General features: G+C 66.9%; 24 protein-coding genes. 7 read left to right on the forward strand and 17 right to left on the reverse strand.

Going from position 1 to position 22,284, the window contains the following annotated elements:
* Nucleotides 1-105: 105 nt before the first annotated feature.
* From AC3A3Q_RS15880 to AC3A3Q_RS15905, 6 genes are all read right to left on the reverse strand, one after another.
* Nucleotides 106-927: a DUF72 domain-containing protein gene (locus AC3A3Q_RS15880; RefSeq protein ID WP_487587145.1), complete on the reverse strand. Its 822-nt coding sequence runs from the start codon at nucleotides 925-927 to the stop codon at nucleotides 106-108.
* Nucleotides 928-930: 3 nt separating this feature from the next.
* Entirely contained in the window at nucleotides 931-1,347 is a 417-nt protein-coding gene (locus AC3A3Q_RS15885; protein WP_487587146.1) for a VOC family protein, read from the reverse strand.
* A 101-nt stretch (nucleotides 1,348-1,448) separates the two neighbouring features.
* The gene (locus tag AC3A3Q_RS15890; RefSeq protein ID WP_487587147.1) at nucleotides 1,449-3,266 is read right to left on the reverse strand and encodes a DUF885 domain-containing protein; all 1,818 of its coding nucleotides are present in this window, start codon (nucleotides 3,264-3,266) and stop codon (nucleotides 1,449-1,451) included.
* Between the two features lie 143 nt (nucleotides 3,267-3,409).
* On the reverse strand, nucleotides 3,410-4,162 hold the full coding sequence (fdhD, locus tag AC3A3Q_RS15895; RefSeq protein WP_487587192.1) for a formate dehydrogenase accessory sulfurtransferase FdhD: 753 nt from the start codon (nucleotides 4,160-4,162) through the stop codon (nucleotides 3,410-3,412).
* A 50-nt stretch (nucleotides 4,163-4,212) separates the two neighbouring features.
* Nucleotides 4,213-4,449, reverse strand: coding sequence for a helix-turn-helix domain-containing protein (locus AC3A3Q_RS15900; protein ID WP_487587148.1), 237 nt, complete (start codon nucleotides 4,447-4,449; stop codon nucleotides 4,213-4,215).
* Nucleotides 4,446-6,695: an FdhF/YdeP family oxidoreductase gene (locus AC3A3Q_RS15905; RefSeq protein ID WP_487587193.1), complete on the reverse strand. Its 2,250-nt coding sequence runs from the start codon at nucleotides 6,693-6,695 to the stop codon at nucleotides 4,446-4,448. Before AC3A3Q_RS15905 ends, AC3A3Q_RS15900 begins: the two co-directional genes overlap by 4 nt.
* A 139-nt stretch (nucleotides 6,696-6,834) precedes the next feature.
* Between AC3A3Q_RS15905 and AC3A3Q_RS15910 the strand changes: the two genes are divergently transcribed.
* Both AC3A3Q_RS15910 and AC3A3Q_RS15915 read left to right on the forward strand, forming a co-directional pair.
* Nucleotides 6,835-7,632: a DUF4349 domain-containing protein gene (locus AC3A3Q_RS15910; protein ID WP_487587149.1), complete on the forward strand. Its 798-nt coding sequence runs from the start codon at nucleotides 6,835-6,837 to the stop codon at nucleotides 7,630-7,632.
* Nucleotide 7,633: 1 nt separating this feature from the next.
* Nucleotides 7,634-8,521: a DUF2785 domain-containing protein gene (locus AC3A3Q_RS15915; RefSeq protein ID WP_487587150.1), complete on the forward strand. Its 888-nt coding sequence runs from the start codon at nucleotides 7,634-7,636 to the stop codon at nucleotides 8,519-8,521.
* Between the two features lie 15 nt (nucleotides 8,522-8,536).
* On the opposite strand, the gene AC3A3Q_RS15920 is transcribed toward AC3A3Q_RS15915, so the two are convergent.
* The gene (locus tag AC3A3Q_RS15920; RefSeq protein WP_158731763.1) at nucleotides 8,537-8,830 is read right to left on the reverse strand and encodes a hypothetical protein; all 294 of its coding nucleotides are present in this window, start codon (nucleotides 8,828-8,830) and stop codon (nucleotides 8,537-8,539) included.
* A gap of 125 nt (nucleotides 8,831-8,955) precedes the next feature.
* Between AC3A3Q_RS15920 and speG the strand changes: the two genes are divergently transcribed.
* Complete coding sequence (gene speG / locus AC3A3Q_RS15925) at nucleotides 8,956-9,519, forward strand: spermidine N1-acetyltransferase (RefSeq protein WP_487587151.1); 564 nt, start codon at nucleotides 8,956-8,958, stop codon at nucleotides 9,517-9,519.
* Nucleotides 9,520-9,815: 296 nt separating this feature from the next.
* On the opposite strand, the gene AC3A3Q_RS15930 is transcribed toward speG, so the two are convergent.
* Both AC3A3Q_RS15930 and AC3A3Q_RS15935 read right to left on the reverse strand, forming a co-directional pair.
* Nucleotides 9,816-10,922, reverse strand: a complete 1,107-nt coding sequence (locus AC3A3Q_RS15930) for a peptidylprolyl isomerase (RefSeq protein WP_487587152.1) — start codon at nucleotides 10,920-10,922, stop codon at nucleotides 9,816-9,818.
* Between the two features lie 118 nt (nucleotides 10,923-11,040).
* A complete protein-coding gene (locus AC3A3Q_RS15935; RefSeq protein ID WP_487587194.1) occupies nucleotides 11,041-11,505 on the reverse strand; it encodes a hypothetical protein in 465 nt (154 codons plus the stop codon).
* Between the two features lie 196 nt (nucleotides 11,506-11,701).
* Between AC3A3Q_RS15935 and AC3A3Q_RS15940 the strand changes: the two genes are divergently transcribed.
* Both AC3A3Q_RS15940 and AC3A3Q_RS15945 read left to right on the forward strand, forming a co-directional pair.
* A complete protein-coding gene (locus tag AC3A3Q_RS15940; RefSeq protein WP_487587153.1) occupies nucleotides 11,702-12,067 on the forward strand; it encodes a PadR family transcriptional regulator in 366 nt (121 codons plus the stop codon).
* Entirely contained in the window at nucleotides 12,064-12,990 is a 927-nt protein-coding gene (locus tag AC3A3Q_RS15945; protein ID WP_487587154.1) for a sensor domain-containing protein, read from the forward strand. The genes AC3A3Q_RS15940 and AC3A3Q_RS15945 overlap by 4 nt, the downstream gene beginning before the upstream one ends.
* A 257-nt stretch (nucleotides 12,991-13,247) precedes the next feature.
* Here AC3A3Q_RS15945 and AC3A3Q_RS15950 read toward each other — a convergent pair whose 3' ends face one another.
* The 3 genes from AC3A3Q_RS15950 to AC3A3Q_RS15960 form a co-directional block, all read right to left on the reverse strand.
* On the reverse strand, nucleotides 13,248-13,526 hold the full coding sequence (locus AC3A3Q_RS15950; RefSeq protein ID WP_487587155.1) for a TFIIB-type zinc ribbon-containing protein: 279 nt from the start codon (nucleotides 13,524-13,526) through the stop codon (nucleotides 13,248-13,250).
* Between the two features lie 58 nt (nucleotides 13,527-13,584).
* Complete coding sequence (locus tag AC3A3Q_RS15955; RefSeq protein WP_487587156.1) at nucleotides 13,585-14,865, reverse strand: polyhydroxyalkanoate depolymerase; 1,281 nt, start codon at nucleotides 14,863-14,865, stop codon at nucleotides 13,585-13,587.
* 150 nt (nucleotides 14,866-15,015) lie between these two features.
* Nucleotides 15,016-15,624 carry a class I SAM-dependent DNA methyltransferase gene (locus tag AC3A3Q_RS15960; RefSeq protein WP_487587157.1) on the reverse strand — a complete coding sequence of 203 codons (609 nt, stop codon included), beginning with the start codon at nucleotides 15,622-15,624 and terminating at the stop codon, nucleotides 15,016-15,018.
* 196 nt (nucleotides 15,625-15,820) lie between these two features.
* Between AC3A3Q_RS15960 and AC3A3Q_RS15965 the strand changes: the two genes are divergently transcribed.
* Nucleotides 15,821-16,240: a CopD family protein gene (locus AC3A3Q_RS15965; protein ID WP_200609468.1), complete on the forward strand. Its 420-nt coding sequence runs from the start codon at nucleotides 15,821-15,823 to the stop codon at nucleotides 16,238-16,240.
* 22 nt (nucleotides 16,241-16,262) lie between these two features.
* Here the strand turns inward: AC3A3Q_RS15965 and AC3A3Q_RS15970 are convergent, their stop codons facing one another.
* Entirely contained in the window at nucleotides 16,263-17,972 is a 1,710-nt protein-coding gene (locus tag AC3A3Q_RS15970) for an alkaline phosphatase (RefSeq protein WP_487587158.1), read from the reverse strand.
* A gap of 146 nt (nucleotides 17,973-18,118) precedes the next feature.
* Between AC3A3Q_RS15970 and AC3A3Q_RS15975 the strand changes: the two genes are divergently transcribed.
* A complete protein-coding gene (locus AC3A3Q_RS15975) occupies nucleotides 18,119-19,405 on the forward strand; it encodes a dicarboxylate/amino acid:cation symporter (protein WP_487587159.1) in 1,287 nt (428 codons plus the stop codon).
* Nucleotides 19,406-19,413: 8 nt separating this feature from the next.
* Here the strand turns inward: AC3A3Q_RS15975 and AC3A3Q_RS15980 are convergent, their stop codons facing one another.
* From AC3A3Q_RS15980 to bla, 4 genes are all read right to left on the reverse strand, one after another.
* Nucleotides 19,414-20,085, reverse strand: a complete 672-nt coding sequence (locus AC3A3Q_RS15980; RefSeq protein ID WP_487587160.1) for a transposase — start codon at nucleotides 20,083-20,085, stop codon at nucleotides 19,414-19,416.
* A gap of 195 nt (nucleotides 20,086-20,280) precedes the next feature.
* Nucleotides 20,281-20,844, reverse strand: coding sequence for a hypothetical protein (locus AC3A3Q_RS15985; protein ID WP_487587161.1), 564 nt, complete (start codon nucleotides 20,842-20,844; stop codon nucleotides 20,281-20,283).
* Nucleotides 20,841-21,329, reverse strand: a complete 489-nt coding sequence (locus AC3A3Q_RS15990; protein ID WP_487587162.1) for an NUDIX hydrolase — start codon at nucleotides 21,327-21,329, stop codon at nucleotides 20,841-20,843. The genes AC3A3Q_RS15985 and AC3A3Q_RS15990 overlap by 4 nt, the downstream gene beginning before the upstream one ends.
* Nucleotides 21,329-22,213, reverse strand: coding sequence for a subclass B3 metallo-beta-lactamase (gene bla / locus AC3A3Q_RS15995; protein ID WP_487587163.1), 885 nt, complete (start codon nucleotides 22,211-22,213; stop codon nucleotides 21,329-21,331). The genes AC3A3Q_RS15990 and bla overlap by 1 nt, the downstream gene beginning before the upstream one ends.
* Between the last annotated feature and the right edge of the window lie 71 nt (nucleotides 22,214-22,284).

A 22,284-nucleotide genomic window follows, 5' to 3' on the forward strand; every position in this document is an offset into this window, starting at 1 on the left:
GTTGTTGCCCGTGCAACGTGCGAGTGCCGATTGGCACGGCCGGGAGCCGGTGACTGCGCGCTTCGCGCGACTGGATCCCGGCTTTCGCCGGGATGACGGGATACCTCAGGCGCCCAGGCGCCGCAGCAGCGCCATTGCCGCCGCCGGGTTGCGCTCTTTCGCGGCGCTGATGAAATAGACGAACACGTCACGCTTGCTGCCACTGCCATGCTGCGCCGCAAGATAGGGCAGGTCGGCCGGTTGCCCGCCTTGCGACCACTCGCGCGCACGCGCTGCCCAGCGGTCGAGTTCGTCGTCGGGATAGCCGTCGGGGATGTCGCTGCGCGTCTGCATCAGGCGCGCGTAGACGAAGTCCGCGGTGACGTCGGCGAAGGACGGATGCTCGGGCGAATCGGTGAAGACACCGGCCATGTTGTGTTCGCGCAGCAGCGCCACGTAGTCCTTGTCGACGAAGGCGTGGTCGCGCACGTCGATCACGTGGCGCAGGCGCCGGCCTTCGACTTGCGTGGGAAGCAGTGCGAGGAACTGCGCGAACGTGTCGCGCTGCAGCGGCGGCCCCTGGTCGAACTGCCAGACGATCGGGCCAAGGCGATCTCCCAGCGAAGCGATGCCACCGACGAAGTCCTCGATCTGCGGACCGGTCCTGGCCAGCGTCTTCGACTGCATGATCCGCATCGGCGCCTTGGCCGAAAACAGGAAGCCGTCCGGCGTCTCCGCCGCCCACTTCGCGTACGTCGCCGGTTTCTGCGAGCCGTAGAAGGTACCGTTGACCTCGATCGCGCTGAGATGGCGGCTGGCGTACTCGAGCTCGCGCCGCTGCACGAGGCCCTTGGGGTAGAAGTTGTTGCGCCAGGGCACGTAGGTCCAGCCGCCGACACCGACGCGGATGCCGTCGACCGGTTTCGGGCCGTTACCGAAGTCGTCCATCGCTCAGGCGTCCTTCCAGGGGTCGTAGGTGCCGAACCACCACAGATGGCCTTCGAGGTCGCGGCAGGCATAGCCACGGCCGCCGTAGGGCTGGTCGGCGATGTCGATCACGACAGGGGCACCGGCTTTGGTGGCCTGCGCATAGTGGGCGTCGGCATCGGCGACGATCACGCAGATGCTCTGGGTCGCGCGCTGGCCGGTTTCGTCGGGATGGATCATCAGCCGCGACCACTCGCCGTCCTTGTTGGCCGAGCCGAGCATGATCATGCCGCTGCCGTGGACGAGCTGCGCGTGGAGAACCACATCGCCGTCGGTGTAGACCGCCTGGCGCTGGAAGCCGAAGGCGTCGCACAGCCAGTCGATGGCCTTGGGTGCGTCGCGGTAGACCAGGGTGGGAATGACCGTGCTGCCGGGGGACATGGCGGGTTCCTCGTTGGATGAAGCCCCTCTCCCGCGCGCGGGAGAGGGGGGTAGAGCACGCGCTTCGCGCGTCTGGATCCCGGCTTTCGCCGGGATGACGATCATTTGATCGGTTCGTCCAGCATCATCTCGCGAACGAAACGCACCGGCGGCGCGCCATACGACAGCACCTGGTCGTGATAGGCCTTGGCGTTGAACTTGTCACCGAGCTTGGCCTCCACCGCCTTGCGCATGTCGAAGTGCTCCTGCGCACCGACGAAGTACGTCGGCAGCTGCGCCGAGGTCAGCTGCGCGCGCACCCACTTGCCGGACGCTTCGCGCTCCTGCTGGAAGGCCTGCTTGGTCATCAGCTCCATCGCCTGCTCGCGGCTCCAGTTGTCCACGTGCACGCCCTGGTCGAGGATCGCGTTGGCAATCGTGCGCAGGTAGAACTTCAGCTGCACAAGGCGGAACAGCGGGTCGTTATCGAGGTAACCCGCGTCGGCCATCATGTCCTCGGTGTAGACCGCCCAGCCCTCGGCGAACAGGCCCGAGCGCAGCACCGAACGCAGGGTCGAATGCGACTTGGCCGAATGCGCGCCTTCCAGGTAATGGCCCGGCATCGCTTCGTGGATCGACAGCAGGTGGATCATGCGGCTGTTGTATTCGCGCAGGAACGAGTCGGCCTGCTTGGCGTCCCAGTCGTCCGGAATCGGCGAGATCGCGTAGTAGGTGTCCAGCCCCTTGTCGAGCGGACCCGGCGAGTCGCAATAGGCCACCGCGACGCCGCGCTGGAACTCCGGCATCAGGATGATCTTGACCGGGTCGTTGGGCACGGTGACCAGGTCATGCTTGCGGGTGAAGTCGGTCGCTTCGGCCAGCGTCTTCTTGGCGAAGTCGACCACTTCGTTGCGTGCCGGCTTGTCGGTGTAGGCCAGCTCGAGCGCAGCCTCGATCGCCTTCTGCTGCTGGTCCGGGTTCGGGTTGGCCGGCAGTTCCGGTGCGTTGGGCTTGTCCTTGAGCACGTTCTGGGCGATGGCGTACATCTCGCCGCGCACGCGCTTGAGCTCGGACTCGGCACGCTGCTTGATCTCCGCGCGCGACAGCGAGGAGTTCAACGAGAACTGCAGCTTCTCGTCGTACAGGGTCTGGCCGATGCGGAAGTCACCCTTCGCGTTCGGTACCAGGGTCTTGTCGAGCCAGGTCTGCTGCTCGGCCACGGCCTTGCGCAGGCCAGCGACGGCGGCGTCGAGCTGCTTGCGATCCTCGCCCTTGAGCTGGTCGGCATTGGGGACGATGAAGGTGTCGATCAGGCTGAGCACGCCGGCGTTCTGCTTGGCGACGGTCTCGGCGTGGATCGACGGCACGCGTGCCGGGTCGAGGTTCTCGCGCATCTGGGCGTAGATGCCCGGGATCTTCTGCATGCGCGCGGTGGCCGACTTCAGGCGCTGCGGCATCGGTGCGAAATCGCGCGCCATGAGGTTGTAGATCGCGCCGCCGGCCAGGCCGCTGTAGACCTGCGGATCCCAGGCCCAGCTCTGCAGCGTCTCGATGCCCCAGATGTCACCGCGGATCTGGTTGCGCAGGATCGAGGCGTCGATCTGGTTCTCGCGCGAGAGCTTGGTGGTGTCGATCGCGTCGAGCTCGGTCAGCAGCTTCTTGCTGAAGTCGACCAGCTTGGTGCGGCCGGCCGCGCTGAGGTCGTCGACCTCGCTGTCGTAGTCGTGCTTGCCGATCTGGGTGGCGCTGACCGGGTTGAGCTGCAGCCAGCCGTCGAGCCAGCGCTGCGAGATCTCGGCGAAGCGGGCGTCGGTGGCGGCATCGGAGGCCGGGGCGGCCGGTGCCGTGGCGGCGGTGTCGGCCGGCGCCGGCGGGGTCTGCGGCTGGCAGGCGGCCAGGGTCGCGCTGAGCACGGCGACGGCGAGGAGGGTGGGGCGCAACGAACGCATGGCAGGTCTCGGAACAGGCGGCAGGCCGCGATCTCCACAGGATATCGCCAGCGGCGTGGGGCCCGCATGGGTCGTTGGTTGAGTCCGGCCGCCGGTTGCCTTGCCGAATCTGTCGCGAGCGCCCGGGAGGGCCCTCAGGCGCCGGCGCCGGCAATGCCTTCGGGGTGGGCGTAGACATTGAGCTGCCCGCCGCGGGCGAACGCCGCCAGGGTGATGCCGGCAGCCTCTGCGGTGCGGATGGCCAGGTCGGTCGGAGCCGAGATCGCCACGACAATCGCGATGCCCGCGGTCGCGGCCTTGTGCACGATCTCGTACGACGCGCGCGAGGTGATGACCAGGAAGCCGTCCTGCGCACGCAGCGGCGGCGCCTGCGCCACCATGGCGCCGATCAGCTTGTCGAGCGCGTTGTGCCGGCCGACGTCCTCGCGCACCAGCAATCCGCCGCCATGGGCGAAACCTGCGGCATGCACGCCACCGCTGTGGGTGTTGAGGGGCTGCTGTTCGGCGAGGGCGGCCAGCGCGGCATGGATCTGCGTTGTGCCCACGGGTGTCGGTGCGGCCACGCGCGGCACCGGACGCAACGCTGCCTGCAGCGATTCGACCCCGCACAAGCCGCAGCCGCTGCGGCCTTCGATGCCGCGCCGCCGATCCTGCAAGGCATCGAAGCGCGCTTGCGGAATCGCCGCGTGCAAGGCGATGCCATCCTCGTGCCGCACCACATCGACCAGGCGGAACTCGTCGGCGCTGGCAACAATGCCTTCGCTCAGGGCAAAGCCGAGGGCGAAGTCCGGCAGCGATTCGGGCGTGGCCATCATCACCACGAACGGTTCACCGTTGTAGAGCAGCGCCACCGGCGCCTCGACGATCACGCGGTCGTCGTGCTGCATGCGCGCGTCGCCGTGCAGGCGCAGCGCCTGCACATCGCTCAGTGCTTCGTTCACACGGTCCCGCACAGCTGCCGTCCGCGCGAAGTGAGCCACAACACGGTGCGATCGCCGTCCTCGCGTTGCTCGACCAGGTCCAGGCCATCGAAGCGCGGATCGCTGCCCAGTGCCGACAGCAGTCGCTGCAGTTCGCTCAGGCCCAGGCCCAGGCGCTTGGCGACGCGATGGATCGACTGCCCGTCCTCCTGTGCGAGCAACTGCAGCAACGCCAGCGCGGAATCCTCGGTCATGCGATCGCGCTCCGTGCGAGCCGCACCGGGATCGATTTCGATGCCGGGGTGCGTGCGCGTTCGGCATGGTGGTCGAGCGGAACCAGTGGATTGGTCTCCGGGAAGTAACTGGCCAGGCAGCCTTCGGGGATGTCGTACTCGACCAGGCGGAAACCGGTCACCGTGCGTTCGCCGTCGGACCACACCGAAGTGATGTCGACCAGGTCGCCGTCGTGGAAGCCCAGCCGGCGCAAGTCGGCGGCATTGATGAAACACACGCGGCGCAGGCCGTGCACGCCGCGATAGCGATCATCGAGGCCATAGACGGTGGTGTTGTACTGGTCGTGCGAGCGGACGGTCATCAGGGTGAACAGCTTGCCGTCCCGGGATTCATCCGCCGGCAGCAACGGATGGGCATGGAACGTCGCCTTGCCGCTCGCGGTCGGGAACACCCGCTCGCGGCCGGGATGGTGGAGGTGGAATCCGCCCGATGCGCGCACGCGCGAGTTGAAATCGGTGAAGCCATCGATGACGCGGGCAATGCGGTCGCGGATGCGGTCGTAGTCCTCCACCAGCCACAGCCACGGCGTGCGGCTCTGCGGCAGCGTCGCCGCGGCCAGCCGCGCGACGATCGCCGGCTCCGACAGCAACTGGTCGGAAGCCGGCGGGTTCATGCCCGACGACAGGTGCACCATGCTCATCGAGTCCTCCACCGTCACCGCCTGCGGACCCGCGGCCTGCAGGTCGATCTCGGTGCGTCCCAGGCACGGCAGGATCAACGCCTGGCGGCCATGCACCAGGTGCGAGCGATTGAGCTTGGTGCTGACGTGCACGGTGAGCTGGCAGCGGCGCAGCGCCTCGATGACGCGCGCGCTGTCGGGCGTGGCCGCGGCGAAGTTGCCGCCCATCGCGAAGAACACGCCGGCACGACCATCGTGCATGGCCTCGATCGCGGCGATGGTGTCGTGGCCGTGCGCGCGCGGCGGCTGGAAGTCGAACTCGGCGCCGAGACGGTCGAGAAACGCAGGCGAAGGCTGTTCGTAGATGCCCATCGTGCGGTCGCCCTGCACGTTGGAATGGCCGCGCACCGGGCAGGGGCCCGCGCCTGGCCGGCCGATGTTACCGCGCAGGAGCAGCAGGTTGGCCAGCATCTGGATCGTGGCGACGCTGCGCGCATGCTGGGTGATGCCCATGCCCCAGCACAGGATCGTCGCCGGGCTGTCGATGTAGGTCTGCGCGGCGTGTTCGAGCTCGGCGCGGGTCAGGCCCGACTCGCTTTCCAGCGTGTCCCAGGCGATCGCGCGCAGCGAGGCAGCGAAGTGCTCGTAGCCGCTGGTATGTGCGGCGATGAAGTCGGCATCGACCACGCCGCGTTCGACCACGACCTTGGCCAGCGCCGTCGCCACGGCGAGGTCTCCGCCGATGCGCGGTTGGTAGTACTCCGAAGCGATGCGCGTGCCGCTGCCGCCGAGCATGTCCGCTGGTGACTGCGGATTGGCGAAGCGTTCCAGTCCGCGTTCCCGCAGCGGGTTGAACACGACGATGCGGCAACCGCGGCGTGCCGCCGTGCGCAACTCGCCGAGCATGCGCAGATGATTGGTGCCGGGGTTCTGGCCGAAGATGAAGATGGCGTCGCTGTGCTCGAAATCCTCCAGCGTGACCGAGCCCTTGCCGCTGCCCAGCTGCTCGGTGAGCGCCACGCCCGACGCCTCGTGGCACATGTTCGAGCAGTCGGGCAGGTTGTTGGTGCCGTACTCGCGCACGAACAGCTGGTAGAGGAACGCCGCCTCGTTGGAGGTGCGACCGGAGGTGTAGAAGATCGCCTCATCGGGCGAGGGCAGGGCGTTGAGCGCGTCAGCCACCATCGCGAACGCGCCGTCCCAGTCGATCGGTCGGTAATGGTCGCTGCTGGCGTCGTAGACCATCGGCTCGGTCAGGCGGCCCTCCGCTTCGAGCAGGCGATCCTCCCACTGCGCCAGCTCGCTGACGCTGTTGGCGGAGAAGAACTCGCGCGTCACCCGCTTCGACGTCGCCTCGTTGGCGACTGCCTTGACGCCGTTCTCGCAGAACTCGAACGTCGAGTGCACGTTGCGGTCCGGCCATGCGCAACCCGGGCAGTCGAAGCCGCGCGGCTGGTTCGCGCGCAGCAGGGTGTTGGCGCCCTTGACCAGCACCTGCTGCTCGCGCAGTGCCTGCCAGGAACTCTTCAGTGCATCCCAGCCACCGGCGGGCTTTTCGTACGGGTCGATGGGCTTGTTGTCGGTCATCTGCAGTCGATCGTTTGCCGGCGGTTGCGCCTGCATGCGCCGATGATAGGCCTGTTGCCGTCTTTCCGGGCTGAAGGCCCGTCCGGCACGTGTCGGCTCGTGGCATAGTCGCGACCGTTGAAGTTCACGAGGGGCGGCGATGCGGATCAACTTTGCGGCAACGGCGATGCTGGCGTCGGTGATGGCGCTGGTCGTGGCGGTGGCGGGCTGCAGCGAAAAGCGCAGCGCCATGGATGCCGGCGGCTCGGGCCCCGCACAGGCCACCGCCAATCGCGCCGGCTCGATGCTGGCCTATGAGCACAGCGTGGTCGTCTGGCTCGATGCCGGGCAGATTCCGCAGCGGCTTCAGACCGTGCGCGATGCCTGCAGCCAGCAGCGCGTCGGTGACTGCACCGTGCTCGATGTCGACCAGCAGGCCGGCGATACGCGCAGTGCCAGCCTGACCGTGCGCGTCGTGCCGGCCGGCGTGGAGCCGCTGATTTCCCTGGCCGGCAAGGACGGCGAAATCGGTCACCGCCGCACTCACGCCGAAGACCTGGCCGTGGTCGTGCGCGACAACGACACCCAGCGCCAGCGACTGCAGAATGAACGCACCCAGCTCCAGGCGTTCCAGCAGCGCCGTGACCTTGCCGTCGCCGACATGATCGCGCTGTCGCGGCAGCTGGCCGAAGTCGAGGCACAGTTGCAGGCGGCCGAGCAGGAAGGCGCGCAGCACCGCATGCGCATCGATACGCAGAAGCTCACGATCTCGTTCCTGCCGCCGGCCGGGCAGAGCGGTCGCAGCGAGATCGGACAGGCCCTGCGGGACTTCGGCCAGACCCTGGCCATGGGCACCGCCTGGACCATCCGTGCCGCCGCATTCCTGATCCCGCTGGGACTGGTGGTGCTGGTGGCGGTGTGGCTGTGGCGGCGCCTGCGCCGACGGGGAGCACGCTGACATGCGCAATGTGATGCTGGCCCTGACGCTGGCGGTTGCATCGATGCCGGCATTCGCAGGCACGTGCCCGCCCGACGGCTGGAGCGTGGAAAAGCTCGAAACGCTGAAGCAGTCACAGTTTGTCGTCGCCGATGCCGGCGAGCGCTCGAGCCTGGCCATGGCGCTGCTGGACTGCCTCGGCAACACCGATGCGCAGTTGCGTGACGGCATCGCCTACGAAGGACTGGCGGCGTGGATGCGCAAGGGCGAGCTCGCGCCGGAGACGCTGCGGCCGATGCGTGAGCGCCTGTACGCGATGCTGTCCGAGCCCGATCCCGATGGCGTGCGCTGGCCGTTCGTGGCGCTGGTACTGGCCGAGGTGGCGCGCACCGACCGCACCACGCCATGGATGTCGCCGGCGGAGCGGGCGACGATGGTGGTGCGCGCGACGACGTACTTCACGTCGGTGCGTGACTATCGCGGCTTCGAGGCTGGCGTCGGCTGGCGCCACGGTGTCGCCCACGGCGCCGACTGGCTGATGCAGCTGAGCCTGAATCCGGCCCTGGACGGGCCGCAGTTGAATCGCATCGTCGATGCGGTGGCGGTGCAGACAGTACCTGCCAGTGGCCACGCCTACATCTTCGGCGAACCGCAGCGGATGGCGGCGCCGCTGGTGTACGCGGCGCAGCGCGGCGTTCGCGACGAGGCGGCATGGTCGGCCTGGTTCGCCGCGATGCTGCCGCGACTTGGCGATCCGGCGCTGGCATGGCGCGACAGCGCATGGCTCGGGCGCCGGCACGACCTGAGCGCGTTCCTGGAAGCGGTCTATGTCGAGGCCGATCTTTCCGCGGACCCGCGCGTCAAGGCGTTGCTGCCGGGCGTGACCGCGGCGCTGAAGGCGCTGCCCTGACGTTCGACGCCGGGGTCAGTCCTCCTCGGTATCGAACTCCACCAGCACGTCGAGATCGAAGGCCAGCGCCTCGACTGCATCGCGCACGCGCGCCGCGGTCGCCAGGTTGGGGGCCTCGATTTCCAGGGCGTGCTGGCCCGGGCCCTGGTCATCGACGAGTCCGGCCGAACTCGAATCGTCGTCGTCCAGGTGCGACATCAGGTCGTCCACCTCCTCGATGTGTTCGATGCCGTCGAGGCTGGTGAGGAGGTTGCTGATGGCGCGGACGCTGTCGTCGCTGCCGGTCACTCGTAGACGCATCAAGGGCATGGCAGGGGCCTTTCGGATGGGGCCATACGAGGCTATTGACCGGCGGGATAAGACCGCGTGATGGCGCACCGGCTGCATCCGGGCTACACGCGGTGGTGTCACGGTGATGGAGTAGGGTTGCCACCATGAATACAGACACCCGAATCCCGTCAACTGGCGTCACCCTGAGGCCACTGGAGCGTGGCGACCTGCATTTCGTCCACGTGCTCAACAACAACCGCAGCGTGATGGGCTACTGGTTCGAGGAACCGTACGAATCGTTCGTGGAGCTTGAGGAGCTGTACCGCAAGCACATCCACGATCAGTCCGAGCGCCGCTTCATCGTCGAGGATGGCGCGCATGAACGCGTCGGCCTGGTGGAGCTGGTCGAGATCGACCATCTGCACCGCCGCGCCGAGTTCCTGATCATGATCTCGCCCGAGCAGCAGAACCACGGCTATGCGCGCGAGGCGACGCGGCTGGCGATCAACTACGCCTTCCGCGTGCTGAACCTGTACAAGCTTTATCTGCTGGTCGACGTCGACAACGAGCGCGCGATCCGGATCTACGACGAAGCGGGTTTTCGCCGCGAGGGAGTGCTGATCGACGAGTTCTTCAGCGACGGCCGCTACCACGACGTGGTGCGGATGTGCCTGTTCCAGGACGAGGCGCTCAATCGCGAACCCAGCCAGGTGCGGACCGCGCCGTAGCGACAGTGGAGGAGGGCCCGTCATTCCCGCGAAGGCGGGAACCCAGTGACGTTGCCCTTGCCGTCATTCCCGCGAAGGCGGGAACCCAGTGACGTCGCCCTTTGTCATCATTCCCGCGAAGGCGGGAACCCATGGACGTTGCCCTTTGCCGTCATTCCCGCGAAGGCGGGAACCCAAGGACGTTGCCCTTGCCGTCATTCCCGCGAAGGCGGGAACCCAGGGACGTTCGAACGATGTCAACCGCAAATGGATCCCGGCGTTCGCCGGGACAAGTGATGGCCGGGACGACGGTGAAGTCAGCGTTTCCTGGTCTTCGGCTTTGCCTTCGACTTCGGTGCCGCCACCGGCTTCACCGGCTTCGGCGGCGGCGCGCGCGTGGGCAGCGGCACGTTGCACAGGTCGATGTGGCCGGCCATGTGCTTGTACCACTCGTCGCGGCGATTGCGGCGCGACTCGACCAGGTCGGTGAACAGCGGCGTGTCGGTGCGCAATACCTCGATCGCGACGCGGTCCTTCTTCGCCACGTCCGCGGCCAGGCGCACCGAGCGGATCGGCGTGCGCTGCGAAGGTTGCTCGTAGAAGCCCAGCGGGCCTGTGCCGCGCGGAAGCACCGACAGCAGCTCCATGCCCTTGATCACGCGACCGACGAGGGTGATGTTGCGGTCGAGCTGGCGCGGCGACTGCCCGGTGACGACATACAGCTCGGTGGCATTGCTGGAATCGGCGGCGACATCGCGGCCGGCACCGACGGCGCCATAGCAGTGCGCCATCCAGGCGGTGTTGGTGGTCGGATCACGACCGGCCGGGAAGCCGTTGGAGAAGCCGACCTGCGGTGCCCAGCCATCGGCATCGGGCAGGCGATCGAACGGCAGGCCCTCGGATTTGCGCGCGAACTCCGCCGGCAGCTTGGGCTTGGTGCCGCGGCCCATCGGCTTGCGGTCCTTGTCTTCCTCGGCCGGGTCGCCCCACTGCACGACGAAGTTGTCTTGCGAGCGGTTGATGCTCATCCCGTTCCAGTAGCCGTTCTTGGCCATGGCGCGGATGTTGGCCACGTGCGCCGGTGCGAACGCCGGCGCCAGTTCGATCACGACCTGGCCGCTGTCGAGGTCAAGGTACAGCGTGTTCTTCGGGTCAGGGACGCGCCAGTCCGACGGCGCGGACGCATCGAGGATCTCCTGCATCGAGCGCGGCTTGGGCGCGGCGGCAGCCGGCTCGGGTGCGGCTGGTGCGGGGGCAGCTTGTTTGGTGGCAGCCGGTTTGGGGGCAACTGGTTTAGGAGCCGCCGGATCGGGAGGTGCGGCGCCGGCCGCGGAAACCGCCAGCAGCATCGCCGACGAGAGCAGGGCGAACGACCAGTTGCGTGCCCTGGACAGGCGTTGATGCGACAGGCATGACTTCGACACGACTTACCCCCTGAGATGAACAGGCAGATTCTGGCCCAGCCCCTGCGTCGCGGCCAGCCCTTTCAGCCGCGCCGGAATGCCGGTGGTCAGAACGATTGTCCGACTGTGCCGCGCTGGGTCAGGTTGATGCACCGTTGGAGCTGGCGCGCCGGCTGGCCGTCCGCTTGCGTGCTGTCTTTCGCGCCGGTGTCTTGCGCGCGGTCTTTTTTGCAGCTTTCTTCGTTGCCTTCTTCGCGACCTTGCTTGTTGCCTTGCTGGCGGTCTTCTTCGTTGCCTTTTTTGCGGCGGCGGTCTTCTTCGTCGCTTTCTTTGCAACCTTCCTGGTGGCCTTTTTGGCTGCCTTCTTTACAGCCTTCTTCGCAATCTTCTTCGTCGCCTTTTTTGCGGCCTTCTTCGTCGCCTTCTTCGCGCTCTTGCGGCCCGAGCCGGACTTCTTGCCGCCGCCGTCGCGCTTGTTGACCGTCGCCCAGGCGATGCGCTCGGCAGCTTCTTCGGGCATGCCGCGCTCGCGTTCGCTGTCCTCGATGTGTTCGGCCTGGCGCTTCTGCTTGTCGGTGTAGGCGGATTTGTCACCCCGTGGCATCGCGATCCTCTCCTCGCCGCCTGGAATACGGCGCAAGGCCTTGATAACAGGGACGCGGTCGAGGGGGCGGCAAGGCCATGAACGGCCCACTGGCGGGCTCATGACTAATGGCAGGTTCTGTATATAGAACTTGATAGTAGTGTTGCCATCAGCATAGCGGGACCCCCGCCCCGCAAGACCCCGTGGACCCAGTGCCATGACCGACCTCGACACCCAGCTTCGCAAATTCCAGAAGGAGCTCAGTGCCGGCACCGTGTCGCTGGTGCTGCTGGCAGTCCTGGCTGCGGCGAGCGAGCCGATGTACGGCTACCAGATCGCCAAGCGCCTGGAGCGGACCGGGGAGGGTGTGCTCAGCGGCAAGCAGAGCGCGCTGTATCCGGTGCTGCGCAACCTTGGTGCCTCCGGCCTGCTCGACAGCCATGTCGAGCCGTCGATGTCCGGCCCGCCCCGTCGTTACTACCAGATCACCGATGCCGGTCGTGCGGTCCTGCAGGAATGGATCACCGCCTGGCGCGCCACCCGTGATTCCGTCGATACCGTCCTTGAAGGACCTGACAAATGAACGCGTTCAATTCCAGCAGCGCCGGCCTGCCGACCACGATTCCCGAATACCTCGAACACCTGCGTCGCTCACTGGCCGGTGCCGATCCGGCGCTGGTGCAGGACGCGCTGTACGACGCCGAGGAATACCTGCGCTCGGAACTGGCGGAGAACCCCGGCAAGTCCGAGGCCGATGTCATCGTCGCCGTCGCCAGCAGTTACGGTGCACCGGACGAAGTCGCCGACATCTACCGCGACACCGAGGTCAAGGTGCAGACGGCATTGCGGCCGCCGGCGCCGCCGCCGCGCAAGTCGTTGCTCGGCCAGTTCTTCGGCGTGATCGCCGAGCCGCGCACGTACGGCGCGCTGTTCTACATGCTGCTGTCGCTGGCCACCGGCATCTTCTACTTCACCTGGGTGGTCACGGGCATCTCGCTGTCGGCGGGCCTGGGCGTGCTGATCATCGGCATTCCGTTCGTGATCCTGTACTTCGGATCGGTGAAGATGCTGTCGCTGGTCGAGGGTCGCATCGTCGAGACGATGCTGGGCGAGCGCATGCCGCGCAGGCCGCTCTACGGGACCCGCGGGCAGCCGTTGCTGGAGCGCATCAAGGATCTCTTCATCGATCCGCGCACCTGGGCCACGCAGCTGTACTTCCTGATGATGCTGCCGCTGGGCATCCTCTACTTCACCGTGACGGTGGTGGGTCTGACGGTGTCGCTGTCGATGATCGCGGCCCCGATCGCGCTGCTGCTCGGGTTTGGTTCGCACCTGTATGTCGACGACATCGTGGTGTTCGGTGCGGCCGAGCCGTGGCTGTGGCCGCTGGCGATACTGGGCGGCGTGCTGCTGCTGTTCGCGACGATGCACCTGGTGCGCCTGTTCGGCCAGATGCACGGATTGCTGGCCAAGCACATGCTGGTCAAGACGGCGCAGTACAACTGACGCAGACGTCATTCCCGCGAAGGCGGGGATCCAGTGACTTGAGGTTGACCCGACTGCCCCTGGATCCCGGCGTTCGCCGGGATGACGGTGAGGGAAGGCCCGTCATTCCCGCGAAGGCGGGAACCCAGTGACTTGAAGTTGACGCGACTGCCCCTGGATCCCGGCGTACGCCGGGATGACGATCAAGATGGATCCCGGCGTTCGCCGGGATGACGATCAAGATGGATCCCGGCGTTCACCGGGATGACGGTGAGGGTTCAGAAGTCGAACAACTCGCCCAGCAGGTTCTTCTTCTTCTTGTGCCGATGCTCGGAATAGCCGCCATGCGAGTCGCGCGACTGGTACGGCGACGGCGGCGGGCCGTGCTGCGGTCGCGGAGCCGGCTGGCGGCCGCCTTCGGCGGTGGCGCGCTCGATCAGCTTGTCGAGCTCGCCACGGTCAAGCCAGACGCCCCGGCATTGCGGGCAGTAATCGATCTCGATGCCCTGGCGATCGGTCATCGCCAGTTTCACGTCGCGGCAGACAGGACAATCCATCGAAGGTTCCTTTGCTCGGCTTGGGATACCTTCGTGATCTGGGCGAAGCGCCCGTGAATCAAGGCTTGGCCGGTGCGTCCCCGCTCGATTCAACCGGAACGGCATAGCGGGCGATGAAGTCGCGCACCTGCGGATACACCTGCGTGCGCCAGCGACGGCCGCTGAAAATGCCGTAGTGGCCGGCCCCCTTGACGGTCAGGTGCTCGCGGTCGGCTTCCGATACACCGGTGCACAGCGTGTGCGCGGCGCGGGTCTGGCCCTGGCCGGAGATGTCGTCCAGCTCGCCCTCGATCGTCAGCAGGGCGGTGCCGTTGATGCGCGAAGGGTCGACGCGCTCGCCGCGCACCTCCCACAGGCCGCGCGGCAGCAGGTGCTCCTGGAACACGATGCGCACCGTCTGCAGGTAGTACTCGGCCGGCATGTCGAGCACGGCGTTGTACTCGTCATAGAAGCGGCGATGCGCGGCGGCATCGTCGAGATCGCCCTTGACCAGGTCCTGGTAGAAATCCCAGTGCGAGGTGAAGTGGCGCTCGGGGTTCATCGCCACGAAGCCGACGTGCTGCAGGAAGCCCGGGTAGACGCGGCGACCGTGGCCCGGATAGTTCTGCGGCACGTGGTGGATCAGGTTGTTCTCGAACCACGACAGCGGCTTGTCGGTGGCCAGGTCGTTGACCTTGGTCGGGTTCTGGCGGGTGTCGATCGGGCCCCCCATCATCACCAGCGAACGCGGTGTGTCCTCGCCACGCGCGGCCATCAGCGACACCGCGGCCAGCACCGGCACGGTCGGCTGGCAGACGCTGATCACGTGCAGCGACTTGGCGCCGATGTGGCGGATGAACTCCTCGATGTAGGCGACGTAGTCGTCCAGCGAGAACTCGCCGTCGCTGGTCGGCACCATGCGCGCGTCGACCCAGTCGGTGATGTAGACCTTGTGGTCGCGCAGCAGCGTGCGCACGGTATCGCGCAGCAGCGTGGCGTGGTGGCCCGACAGCGGCGCGACGACCAGCACCGGCGGATCGTCCTTGAGGTCGCGCAGGTTGCCGGCGTCGTCGGCGTAGCGCTTGAAGCGCAGCAGCCGGCAGAACGGCTTTCGCAGCATCTCGCGCTCGACGACGGGGTAGGCGACGCCGTCGATGTCGACCGAGTGGATGCCGAACTCGGGCTTCTCGTAGTCCTTGCCGATCCGGTACATCAGTTCGTAGCCGGCGGCGGCCTGCGCCGCGCCCGGCAACGACGACAACCATCCGCCGTTGGCGCCGAAGATCTTGGCGCTGGCTTCGGCCCAGTAGGTCATCGGGGCCATCCAGGCGCGTCCAAGCTCGTGCATCTGATAGAGCATTCGTCGAATCCGGTCAGGTTGGCGGTTTGCTGCGACGCAGCATAAGGGATCGGCAGGGCGTGAAACTGAATTGGGGTCCGGTAGGAGCGAGCTTGCTCGCGAACGGGCGGTCTGCAAGCGCCCAGATGCTTATCGCGAGCAAGCTCGCTCCTACGCGGGACGTTCGAGGGCGACCAGGCGATCGGCCAGGGCCGGCGCCAGCCACAGGTGCGAACCCAGTGCGGTCATGCCCAGCGCCTGGAAGCGCTGGCGATAGAAGCGTGCCGGCCGCTGCTTGAACTCGTGGTTGTCGCCGTCGGTCTCGTCTTCGCGGGTGAAGGTTTCGAGGAAGGCGACGCCACCGCACAGCTCGGCCAACGCCGGCAGGCCGCGATCGAGTTCGCGAGTGTCGAGGTAATGCATCACGTCGCTGCACACCAGCAGGTCCACCGGCGGGCAAGGGCGCAGGTGCTGGAAGTCCGCGAAGCGCGCCAGATGCAGGTTGCGCCGTGCGCCGTAGCGGGCGATCGCATATTCGCTGCTGTCGAAACCCAGGTACTGCAGTTTCGGCCGCAGCTTCAGCAGCGGTGCGCGCCAGGCGCCTTCGCCGCAACCGATGTCGAGCACGCTGCGGATCGGCCGTTCCAGGTGGTACTCGGCGGTGGCCACGGCCAGTGCGACCTTGCGCGCAAGCCGCACACCGCTGCCGACGGCGTGGTCCTTGCTGGCGCCCTTTCGGTACCAGCGGTCGAAGTAGCTCTGGTCGTACTGCTTGCTCATCGGATCGATCGATTGCGGCTGGCGCGGGACGGGGCATCGTAACCGGATGGGGTTCCCGCAGTAGCAATCACCTTCCGCCCTTCATCCCCGCGAGGAGAGCCAACGTCCTTGGATCCCCGCTTTCGCGGGGATGACGGTGACGGGAAGGGATGGACTGGTATGCGATCCTATTGCCCGCATTTCGGAGCAGAACCCAATGGCCTATCTCTGGACCAAGACCGCGCACCTCGTATTCGTGATGGCCTGGATGGGCGGGGTGTTCTACCTGCCGCGGATCCTGGTCAACCTCGCCGAAGCCGGCGACGACGCGGCCGTGCGCGCGCGCCTGGTGCTGATGGGCAAGCGACTTTACCGCTTCGGCCACATCATGTTCGGCCTCGCCTTCGTGCTCGGCCTGACGCTGTGGCTGCACTTCAAGATCAGCGGCGGCTGGCTGCATGCCAAGCTCGCGCTGGTCGCGGTGATGCTGGCGTACTTCATCGTCAGCGGACGCTGGCTCAAGGGTGTCGAAGCCGGCAAGGCGCTGCCTTCGTCGAAGGCGCTGCGCTGGTTCAATGAGCTGCCCGTGCTGCTGCTGGTGGCGATCGTGTATCTGGTGATCGCCAAGCCGTTCTGACTCACCTGTTACGACGCAGCCCTCAGCGGAACTTCGCCGGGTCCGGAAGCGTCACCGGCACGCCGTTGCCGTCGCAGTCGCCGGCCTTGCACAGGCCGTCGCGCAGTTTCGGCATCGCCTGCAGCATGAAGTGGAAGATCGCGTTCTGCTCGACGCTGCCGCGCACCGCATCGCTGCCGGGGCCGCGCGCCCAGATGCCGACGTCATCGCCACCGTGCGATTCGGCGCTCATCGGCATCAGCGCTTCCTGCAGGTAGTCCGGATCCTGGGTGTCGACGTTGCGCAGGTCGGGACGGCCCCGCTTGGGGATCTGCACGCCGCTGACCGAATGCAGGAATTTCTTCGGGCCCTCGGGCTGCTGCGCGCTCGCGCCGACATAGCCGGGACCATTGCTGTAGCTCAACGTGGCGTAAGGCAAGCCGAGTGCGTCGATGGCGTAGTCGCCGTTCTCGCCTTCCTCGCCGCTGGCGCCGCGGACCTTTCCGAGGATCGGATTGCCGCGCACCGGGTAGCCGACGAAGCTCAGCGTGTGCGAGTGGTCTGCGGTGACCAGGATCAGCGTGTCGTCGGCCGACGTCGCTTCGGCTGCCGCTTGCACCGCTTCGCTCAGGGCGATGGTGTCGGTGAGTGCGCGGTAGGCATTGCCGTAATGGTTGGCATGGTCGATGCGGCCGCCTTCGACCAGCAGCACGTAGCCGTTGCTGTTGCGCTGCAGGCGCGCAATCGCGGCGCGCGTCATCTCCGCCAGCGTCGGTTCGCCGGCGCCGTCCTTCGGGCGGTCGTGCGAGAACTGCATGTGGTCGTATTCGAACAGTCCAAGCAGCGGGCCCTGCGTCGGCGCGGCGGCGAACTGCTGCGCATTCCAGACATAAGAGCCTCCGGGATGTCGCTGCTTCCACTGCGCGATCAGGTCGCGGCCGTCGAGGCGCTGGCCGACCTTGTCGTCGTATTCCGGGTCGGACTGCTGGGCAGTCATGAACTCGCCGCGGCCGCCGCCCATCAGCACGTCCGGGCCGTTGCCGTAGGGGGTTTCGATCAGTTGCCGCGCGATGTCGATGCAGCCGGCGGCCTTTGCCTCGTCGGGCATGTCGACGTCGTTTTCCCAGTTGCGGTCGGCCGAGTGCGTGAACGTCGCGCCCGGCGTGGCATGGGTGACGCGCGTGGTGGTGACCACGCCGGTGCCCAGGCCCTGGCTCGCGGCCAGTTCCCACAGCGTCAGGATCGGTGCCTGCAAGGCCTGCGCACAGTTCCGGCGGGCGGCCTGCTGGCCGATGCTGAGCACGCCGGCGCGCGTCTTCACACCGGTGGCCATCGCGCTCATGGTGCCGGCCGAGTCGGGCGTCTGCGAGTCGGTGTTATAGGTCTTGCTCAGCGCCGTGGCCGGGAAACGCTCCCAGCTCAAGCGGTTCTCTTCGCCCGAGCCGCCCTTGCGCTGGCCATCGAGGATGCGCGCGGCGGCGACCGTGGTGAGGCTCATGCCGTCACCGACGAACAGGATCACGTTCCTGGCCTTGCCCGACATGGCGCCACGCTGTGCCGCCTGTGCCGCGCCGTCGCGGAACCACCAGCCCGGGGTCTCTTCCTTCGGGTGCGCAATGACGGGCACGTCGACCGCCACGGCGGAGGCCGCCGACGGCGCGTGGACGCCCTGGCTGGCGCAGGCGCTGGCGAGCACGGTGATGGCGAGCCCTGTAATGGCGTGGGAGAGGCAGGCGTGCGGCAGTCGGGACATCGGGCAGGGGTATCGGCAGGCGAAACCGCGATTATGCAGTGCGTTATTGCAGTGCTGGGACACCGGCGTTGCACTCACGGGGTCGCAGCCCAGTTCCGGCTGGGATATCGTGCAAATCCGACAAGTAACGCAAAGCGACGGTTCCGATGAAGGTGGTTTCGGCCTGGCTCCGCATCCCGTTCTGGCAGCGCGTGCTGGCCGGATTCGTGCTGGGTGCGCTAGCCGGATGGCTGTTCGGCCATTCCGCCGAAACCTGGTTCGGTCCGCTCGGCACGATCTACGTCAACGGCATCAAGATGATCGCCGTGCCGCTGGTGTTCTTCGCGGTGATGAACGCCATCAGCAGCCTGCACGGCCAGAAGTCGGTGGCGGCGCTGGGCGGACGCACGTTCGTCTGGTTCGCGATCACCGCGGCGTTGGCGGTGGGTGTCGGCCTGTCGGTCGGCTGGGTGCTGCAACCCGGTCACGGCCTGGCCGGGCTGACGGTCGCGCCGGACTACACCGTGCGCGAAGTGCCGTCGGCCACGCAGGTGCTGCTCGACGTCATCCCGACCAATCCGTTCAAGGCACTGAGCGAAGGCAAGATCCTGCAGGTGATCGTGTTCGCCGGCCTGGTTGGCTTTGCCCTGGTCAAGCTCGGCGAGCGCACCGCGACGCTGCGCAAGCTGGCCGCCGAGGCCAGCGACACGATGGTGCAGGTCACCCGCTTCGTGCTGGAGCTGACGCCGCTGGGCACGTTCGGCCTGATCGCTTCGCTGGTCGGCGCCTACGGCTTCGAGAAGCTGCTGCCGCTGGGCACGTTCGTGTTCGCGCTGTACCTGGCGTGCGCGCTGCACATCGTCTTCGTCTACGGCAGCCTGCTGCTGGCGCACGGGCTCAATCCGCTGAAGTTCTTCCGCGGCGCCGCGCCGGGCATGCAGGTGGCGTTCGTCGCCTCGTCGAGCTTCGCGGCGATGCCGGCGGCGATCCGCTCGGTAACGCACAACCTGGGCGTCGACAAGGACTACGCCGCATTCGCCGTGCCGCTGGGCGCGAGCATCAAGATGGACGGCTGCGGGGCGATCTACCCGGCGCTGACATCGTTGTTCGTCGCGCAGTACTTCGGCCTGCACCTGGAGCCGGGCCAGTACTTCACCATCCTCATCGCCTCGGTGCTGGGCAGCTTCGGCACGGCCGGCGTGCCGGGCACGGCGATCGTGATGGTGACCCTGGTGTTGTCGGCGGCAGGTTTGCCGCTGGAAGGCATCGGCTACCTGGTCGCGATCGACCGCGTGCTCGACATGATGCGCACGATGACCAATGTCACCGGCCAGATGCTGGTGCCGGTGCTGGTCGCCAAGGAGACCGGCATGCTCGACCGCGAAGTCTACGAGGCCGCCTCGAGCAACCTGGGCATCGCCGAAGGCGAACGTGCCGAGATCGGCCGGATCTAAAAACGGGGTCAGAGTACCTTTTCCGACTTGCCACGACGCGGACGACCGGGCACCCCCAAGCCCGCGCGCTGCTGCAACTGCCGCTCGATCTCAGCCTGGAAGCGCGAATCTCCCAGGGCGCGTTGGCGCGTCACGTACAGCCGTATTGCCTCAAGTTCCTCGGTTGGCAGACCGGACGACACGAGTGCGCAGTAGCGCGCATGTCTGCCCGGTTCGTCGCGATGGAGTTGCAGGTACGTGGGGTGAGGAGAAACCAGCGGGTCGAACCGGCCCTGCGCGTTGTGTCCGTAGCTGGACCAGCGGTACTGATCGGGGCCAGTCACCATGGCCGCCCGCACCGGATTGAGCTCGATGTAGCGGTAGCAGGTCAGGACGTAGCGCTCGCTGTCGACAAGGCAGGCCTTGTATCGGCCCTCCCAAAGCGTACCGGTGCGCAGACGGGTGTCGTTGATGTAGCGGACATAGCGTCGGCCAATGGCTTGCATCATCCGGCCGATGCCGCCTGCCTGCTCGGGCGTGACGAGCAAGTGGACATGGTTGGTCATCAATACGTAAGCATGGATGCCGCAGCCGAACTTCACAGCCGCCTCGCGCAGGTCTTGCAGGTAGTGCAGATAGTCGGATTCACGAAAGAAGCACGGCTGCCGATCATTGCCGCGCTGCACGACGTGCTGCGGCACACCGGGGAGGTCGAGTCGCTTGGCCCTGGGCACTGTCCGGTCTCTGGGGAGTCGCGGGCATCGTTGCATCTGGGCCGGCGGCCGTCGGTCGGGCTGAGCAGTCCGGAGATGTCAGTATTGAGAGAAAGGCACTCTGACCCCGATTCGGACCCCGATTCGAAAAGTACTCCGAAAAGGTACTCTGACCCCGGTTTGCTAGAGGACGCGGACGCTGCCGCGGCCGTCCTTCTGCTCGAATACGAAACGGTAGGTCAGGCTGACCGCCTCGGGGATCGCCTGGAACTCGCCGCAGCTGGCAATCGTGTCCTCTTTCGTCTTCGCATCGGGGAACACGCAGCGCAGCGCTGGATCGAACCGCCAGCCGGCGACGGCCTTGGCTGCCGCGCCGAAGAAGGCGGCATCGACAAGCTCCGGGCCGGGGCATTCGGGCATCTTCACCAGCGGTGCCGATGAGGTGACGGCACCGTCGCGGTCGACACTGACGCGCATGCATACGATCTGCGCGGGCAGGCGCTGAGCGAGCAGTGCGTCCGGGTAGGTCGGCGTGGCGTTGGCGCTGTCGTCGAGTGGCATCAGGAACGATTCGTTGTCGGCCAGCTGCATCCGCGTCGTCGGAGCAATGACGGCGCTGATGTCGCGCATGCCGACCTGGCCGGACGGCGATGCCGCCTCGCTGTTCGCGGTCGGTGGAGCGGTTGCGCAGCCGGAGGCCAGCAGTGCGGCGAGTGCGGCCGCTCCTCGTGCCGTCGTGGCACTCATACCCGCGAATACGACCACGACACCATGCGCCCATCGCGATAGGGCATCACGCCATGGAACGAGCGTGCGTCGTCGTCGAACACCAGCGGCAGGAAGTTGCGGTCGCCTTCCCACATCGGCAGCTCGTCCAGCTTTTCCAGCGGCACCCATTCCAGCGTGCCTTCCGGATTGCTCGCATGCGGCGTGCCGCTGAAGCGCGTGATCACGAACACGAAGCCCAGCCAGTCCTCGCCGTGCTTGCCAAAGCCGGGCCAGCTGATCGTGCCGCGCAGTTTGAGTTCCTCGCAGTCGATTCCGGCTTCTTCATGGATCTCGCGGCGCATGCCGGCGACGACATCCTCGAGCGGTTCGAGCTTCCCGCCCAGGCCGTTGTACTTGCCCAGCTGATGATCGTCCGGGCGCGCATTGCGATGAACCATCAGTACATGGCGGCCGTCGGGCGAGAGGACGTAGCCCAACGTGGCCACGATCGGCGTGTACGGCATCAGTGCTTCGCCTCTTCGGCCTTGAGCTGGTCATCGAGCCGTGTCGCGGCACCGGTTGCGAAGTCAGCGCACGTCATCGGTCGCGGATGCGGCGCGGCGGTATTGGCCGGTGTCCAGCCGCTGGCATCCGGGTGTGGCGTGATCAGCACGTCGCACGGCAGCGCACGGACGGTGTCCACGCTATGTCTGTAGTCGTCGACGATGTGCGGGTAGCGCGGATTGCCGGCCAGGTGATAGCCCGGCGCCGACAGGCTGTCGACGTAGGCGATGCGCAGCGGCTTGCGGTTGCGTGTGTCGTCCCAGGTCCAGCTCATGCTGCCCGGGGTATGGCCGGGCGTGAAGTGCACGGTGAAGCGGATGCCGCCCAGTTCCAGCACTTCCTCGTCGAGGACCAGGCGATCGGCGCGCAGCGGAGGAAACTGGATCTCGTCACCGAAGTGCAGGTCGGCGCTGCCGCCACGGGCCAGCAGCGCGTCCGATTCGGCGTTGCTCACCACTCGGGCACCCGTGGCGCGCTGGATTGCGGCGAGCGGGCCGGCGTGGTCGGCGTGGGCGTGGCTGTGCAGGATGTACTTGAGGTCGGCCGGTGCCACGCCGAGTTCGCGCATGCGCGCCAGGATCATGTCGGCGGCCTGCGGCATGCCGCCGTCGATCAGCACGGCACCGGCATCGGTTTTCACCAGCAATGCGCTCAGGCCGGCCGTGCCGACATACCAGGTGTGGTCGCCAATGCGGAACGGCGACACCGGTTGCCGCCATTCGTCCTTGGTTTCATACGCTTTCAATTGCGGCAGGACCGGTTCTGCTTTCTGCGCCGGTGCCGCGGCCACCGACGAGGCGATCGCGATCAGCAGCAGGGAGGCGACAGCGGAAACGCGCGGCATTGGCATCGGCGACAGCTCACGTGGGGGGCGCACAGTTTCGGCGATTTTGGCGCAGCCGATATGTGCCGGTG

This window comes from Lysobacter sp. Soil_C_59 (assembly GCF_057656415.1).

Coding starts and splice junctions, on each gene's coding strand:
- AC3A3Q_RS15915 (WP_487587150.1), top strand. CDS start 7,634: ATGCGCAATGTGATGCTGGCCCTGACGCTGGCGGTTGCATCGATGCCG.
- AC3A3Q_RS15920 (WP_158731763.1), bottom strand. CDS start 8,830: ATGCCCTTGATGCGTCTACGAGTGACCGGCAGCGACGACAGCGTCCGC.
- AC3A3Q_RS15950 (WP_487587155.1), bottom strand. CDS start 13,526: ATGGATTGTCCTGTCTGCCGCGACGTGAAACTGGCGATGACCGATCGC.
- AC3A3Q_RS15975 (WP_487587159.1), top strand. CDS start 18,119: ATGAAGGTGGTTTCGGCCTGGCTCCGCATCCCGTTCTGGCAGCGCGTG.
- AC3A3Q_RS15960 (WP_487587157.1), bottom strand. CDS start 15,624: ATGAGCAAGCAGTACGACCAGAGCTACTTCGACCGCTGGTACCGAAAG.
- AC3A3Q_RS15910 (WP_487587149.1), top strand. CDS start 6,835: ATGCGGATCAACTTTGCGGCAACGGCGATGCTGGCGTCGGTGATGGCG.
- AC3A3Q_RS15880 (WP_487587145.1), bottom strand. CDS start 927: ATGGACGACTTCGGTAACGGCCCGAAACCGGTCGACGGCATCCGCGTC.
- AC3A3Q_RS15885 (WP_487587146.1), bottom strand. CDS start 1,347: ATGTCCCCCGGCAGCACGGTCATTCCCACCCTGGTCTACCGCGACGCA.
- AC3A3Q_RS15905 (WP_487587193.1), bottom strand. CDS start 6,695: ATGACCGACAACAAGCCCATCGACCCGTACGAAAAGCCCGCCGGTGGC.
- AC3A3Q_RS15900 (WP_487587148.1), bottom strand. CDS start 4,449: ATGACCGAGGATTCCGCGCTGGCGTTGCTGCAGTTGCTCGCACAGGAG.
- speG (WP_487587151.1), top strand. CDS start 8,956: ATGAATACAGACACCCGAATCCCGTCAACTGGCGTCACCCTGAGGCCA.
- AC3A3Q_RS15965 (WP_200609468.1), top strand. CDS start 15,821: ATGGCCTATCTCTGGACCAAGACCGCGCACCTCGTATTCGTGATGGCC.
- fdhD (WP_487587192.1), bottom strand. CDS start 4,162: ATGCAGCACGACGACCGCGTGATCGTCGAGGCGCCGGTGGCGCTGCTC.
- AC3A3Q_RS15940 (WP_487587153.1), top strand. CDS start 11,702: ATGACCGACCTCGACACCCAGCTTCGCAAATTCCAGAAGGAGCTCAGT.
- AC3A3Q_RS15955 (WP_487587156.1), bottom strand. CDS start 14,865: ATGCTCTATCAGATGCACGAGCTTGGACGCGCCTGGATGGCCCCGATG.
- AC3A3Q_RS15970 (WP_487587158.1), bottom strand. CDS start 17,972: ATGTCCCGACTGCCGCACGCCTGCCTCTCCCACGCCATTACAGGGCTC.
- AC3A3Q_RS15935 (WP_487587194.1), bottom strand. CDS start 11,505: ATGCCACGGGGTGACAAATCCGCCTACACCGACAAGCAGAAGCGCCAG.
- AC3A3Q_RS15990 (WP_487587162.1), bottom strand. CDS start 21,329: ATGCCGTACACGCCGATCGTGGCCACGTTGGGCTACGTCCTCTCGCCC.
- AC3A3Q_RS15945 (WP_487587154.1), top strand. CDS start 12,064: ATGAACGCGTTCAATTCCAGCAGCGCCGGCCTGCCGACCACGATTCCC.
- AC3A3Q_RS15985 (WP_487587161.1), bottom strand. CDS start 20,844: ATGAGTGCCACGACGGCACGAGGAGCGGCCGCACTCGCCGCACTGCTG.
- bla (WP_487587163.1), bottom strand. CDS start 22,213: ATGCCGCGCGTTTCCGCTGTCGCCTCCCTGCTGCTGATCGCGATCGCC.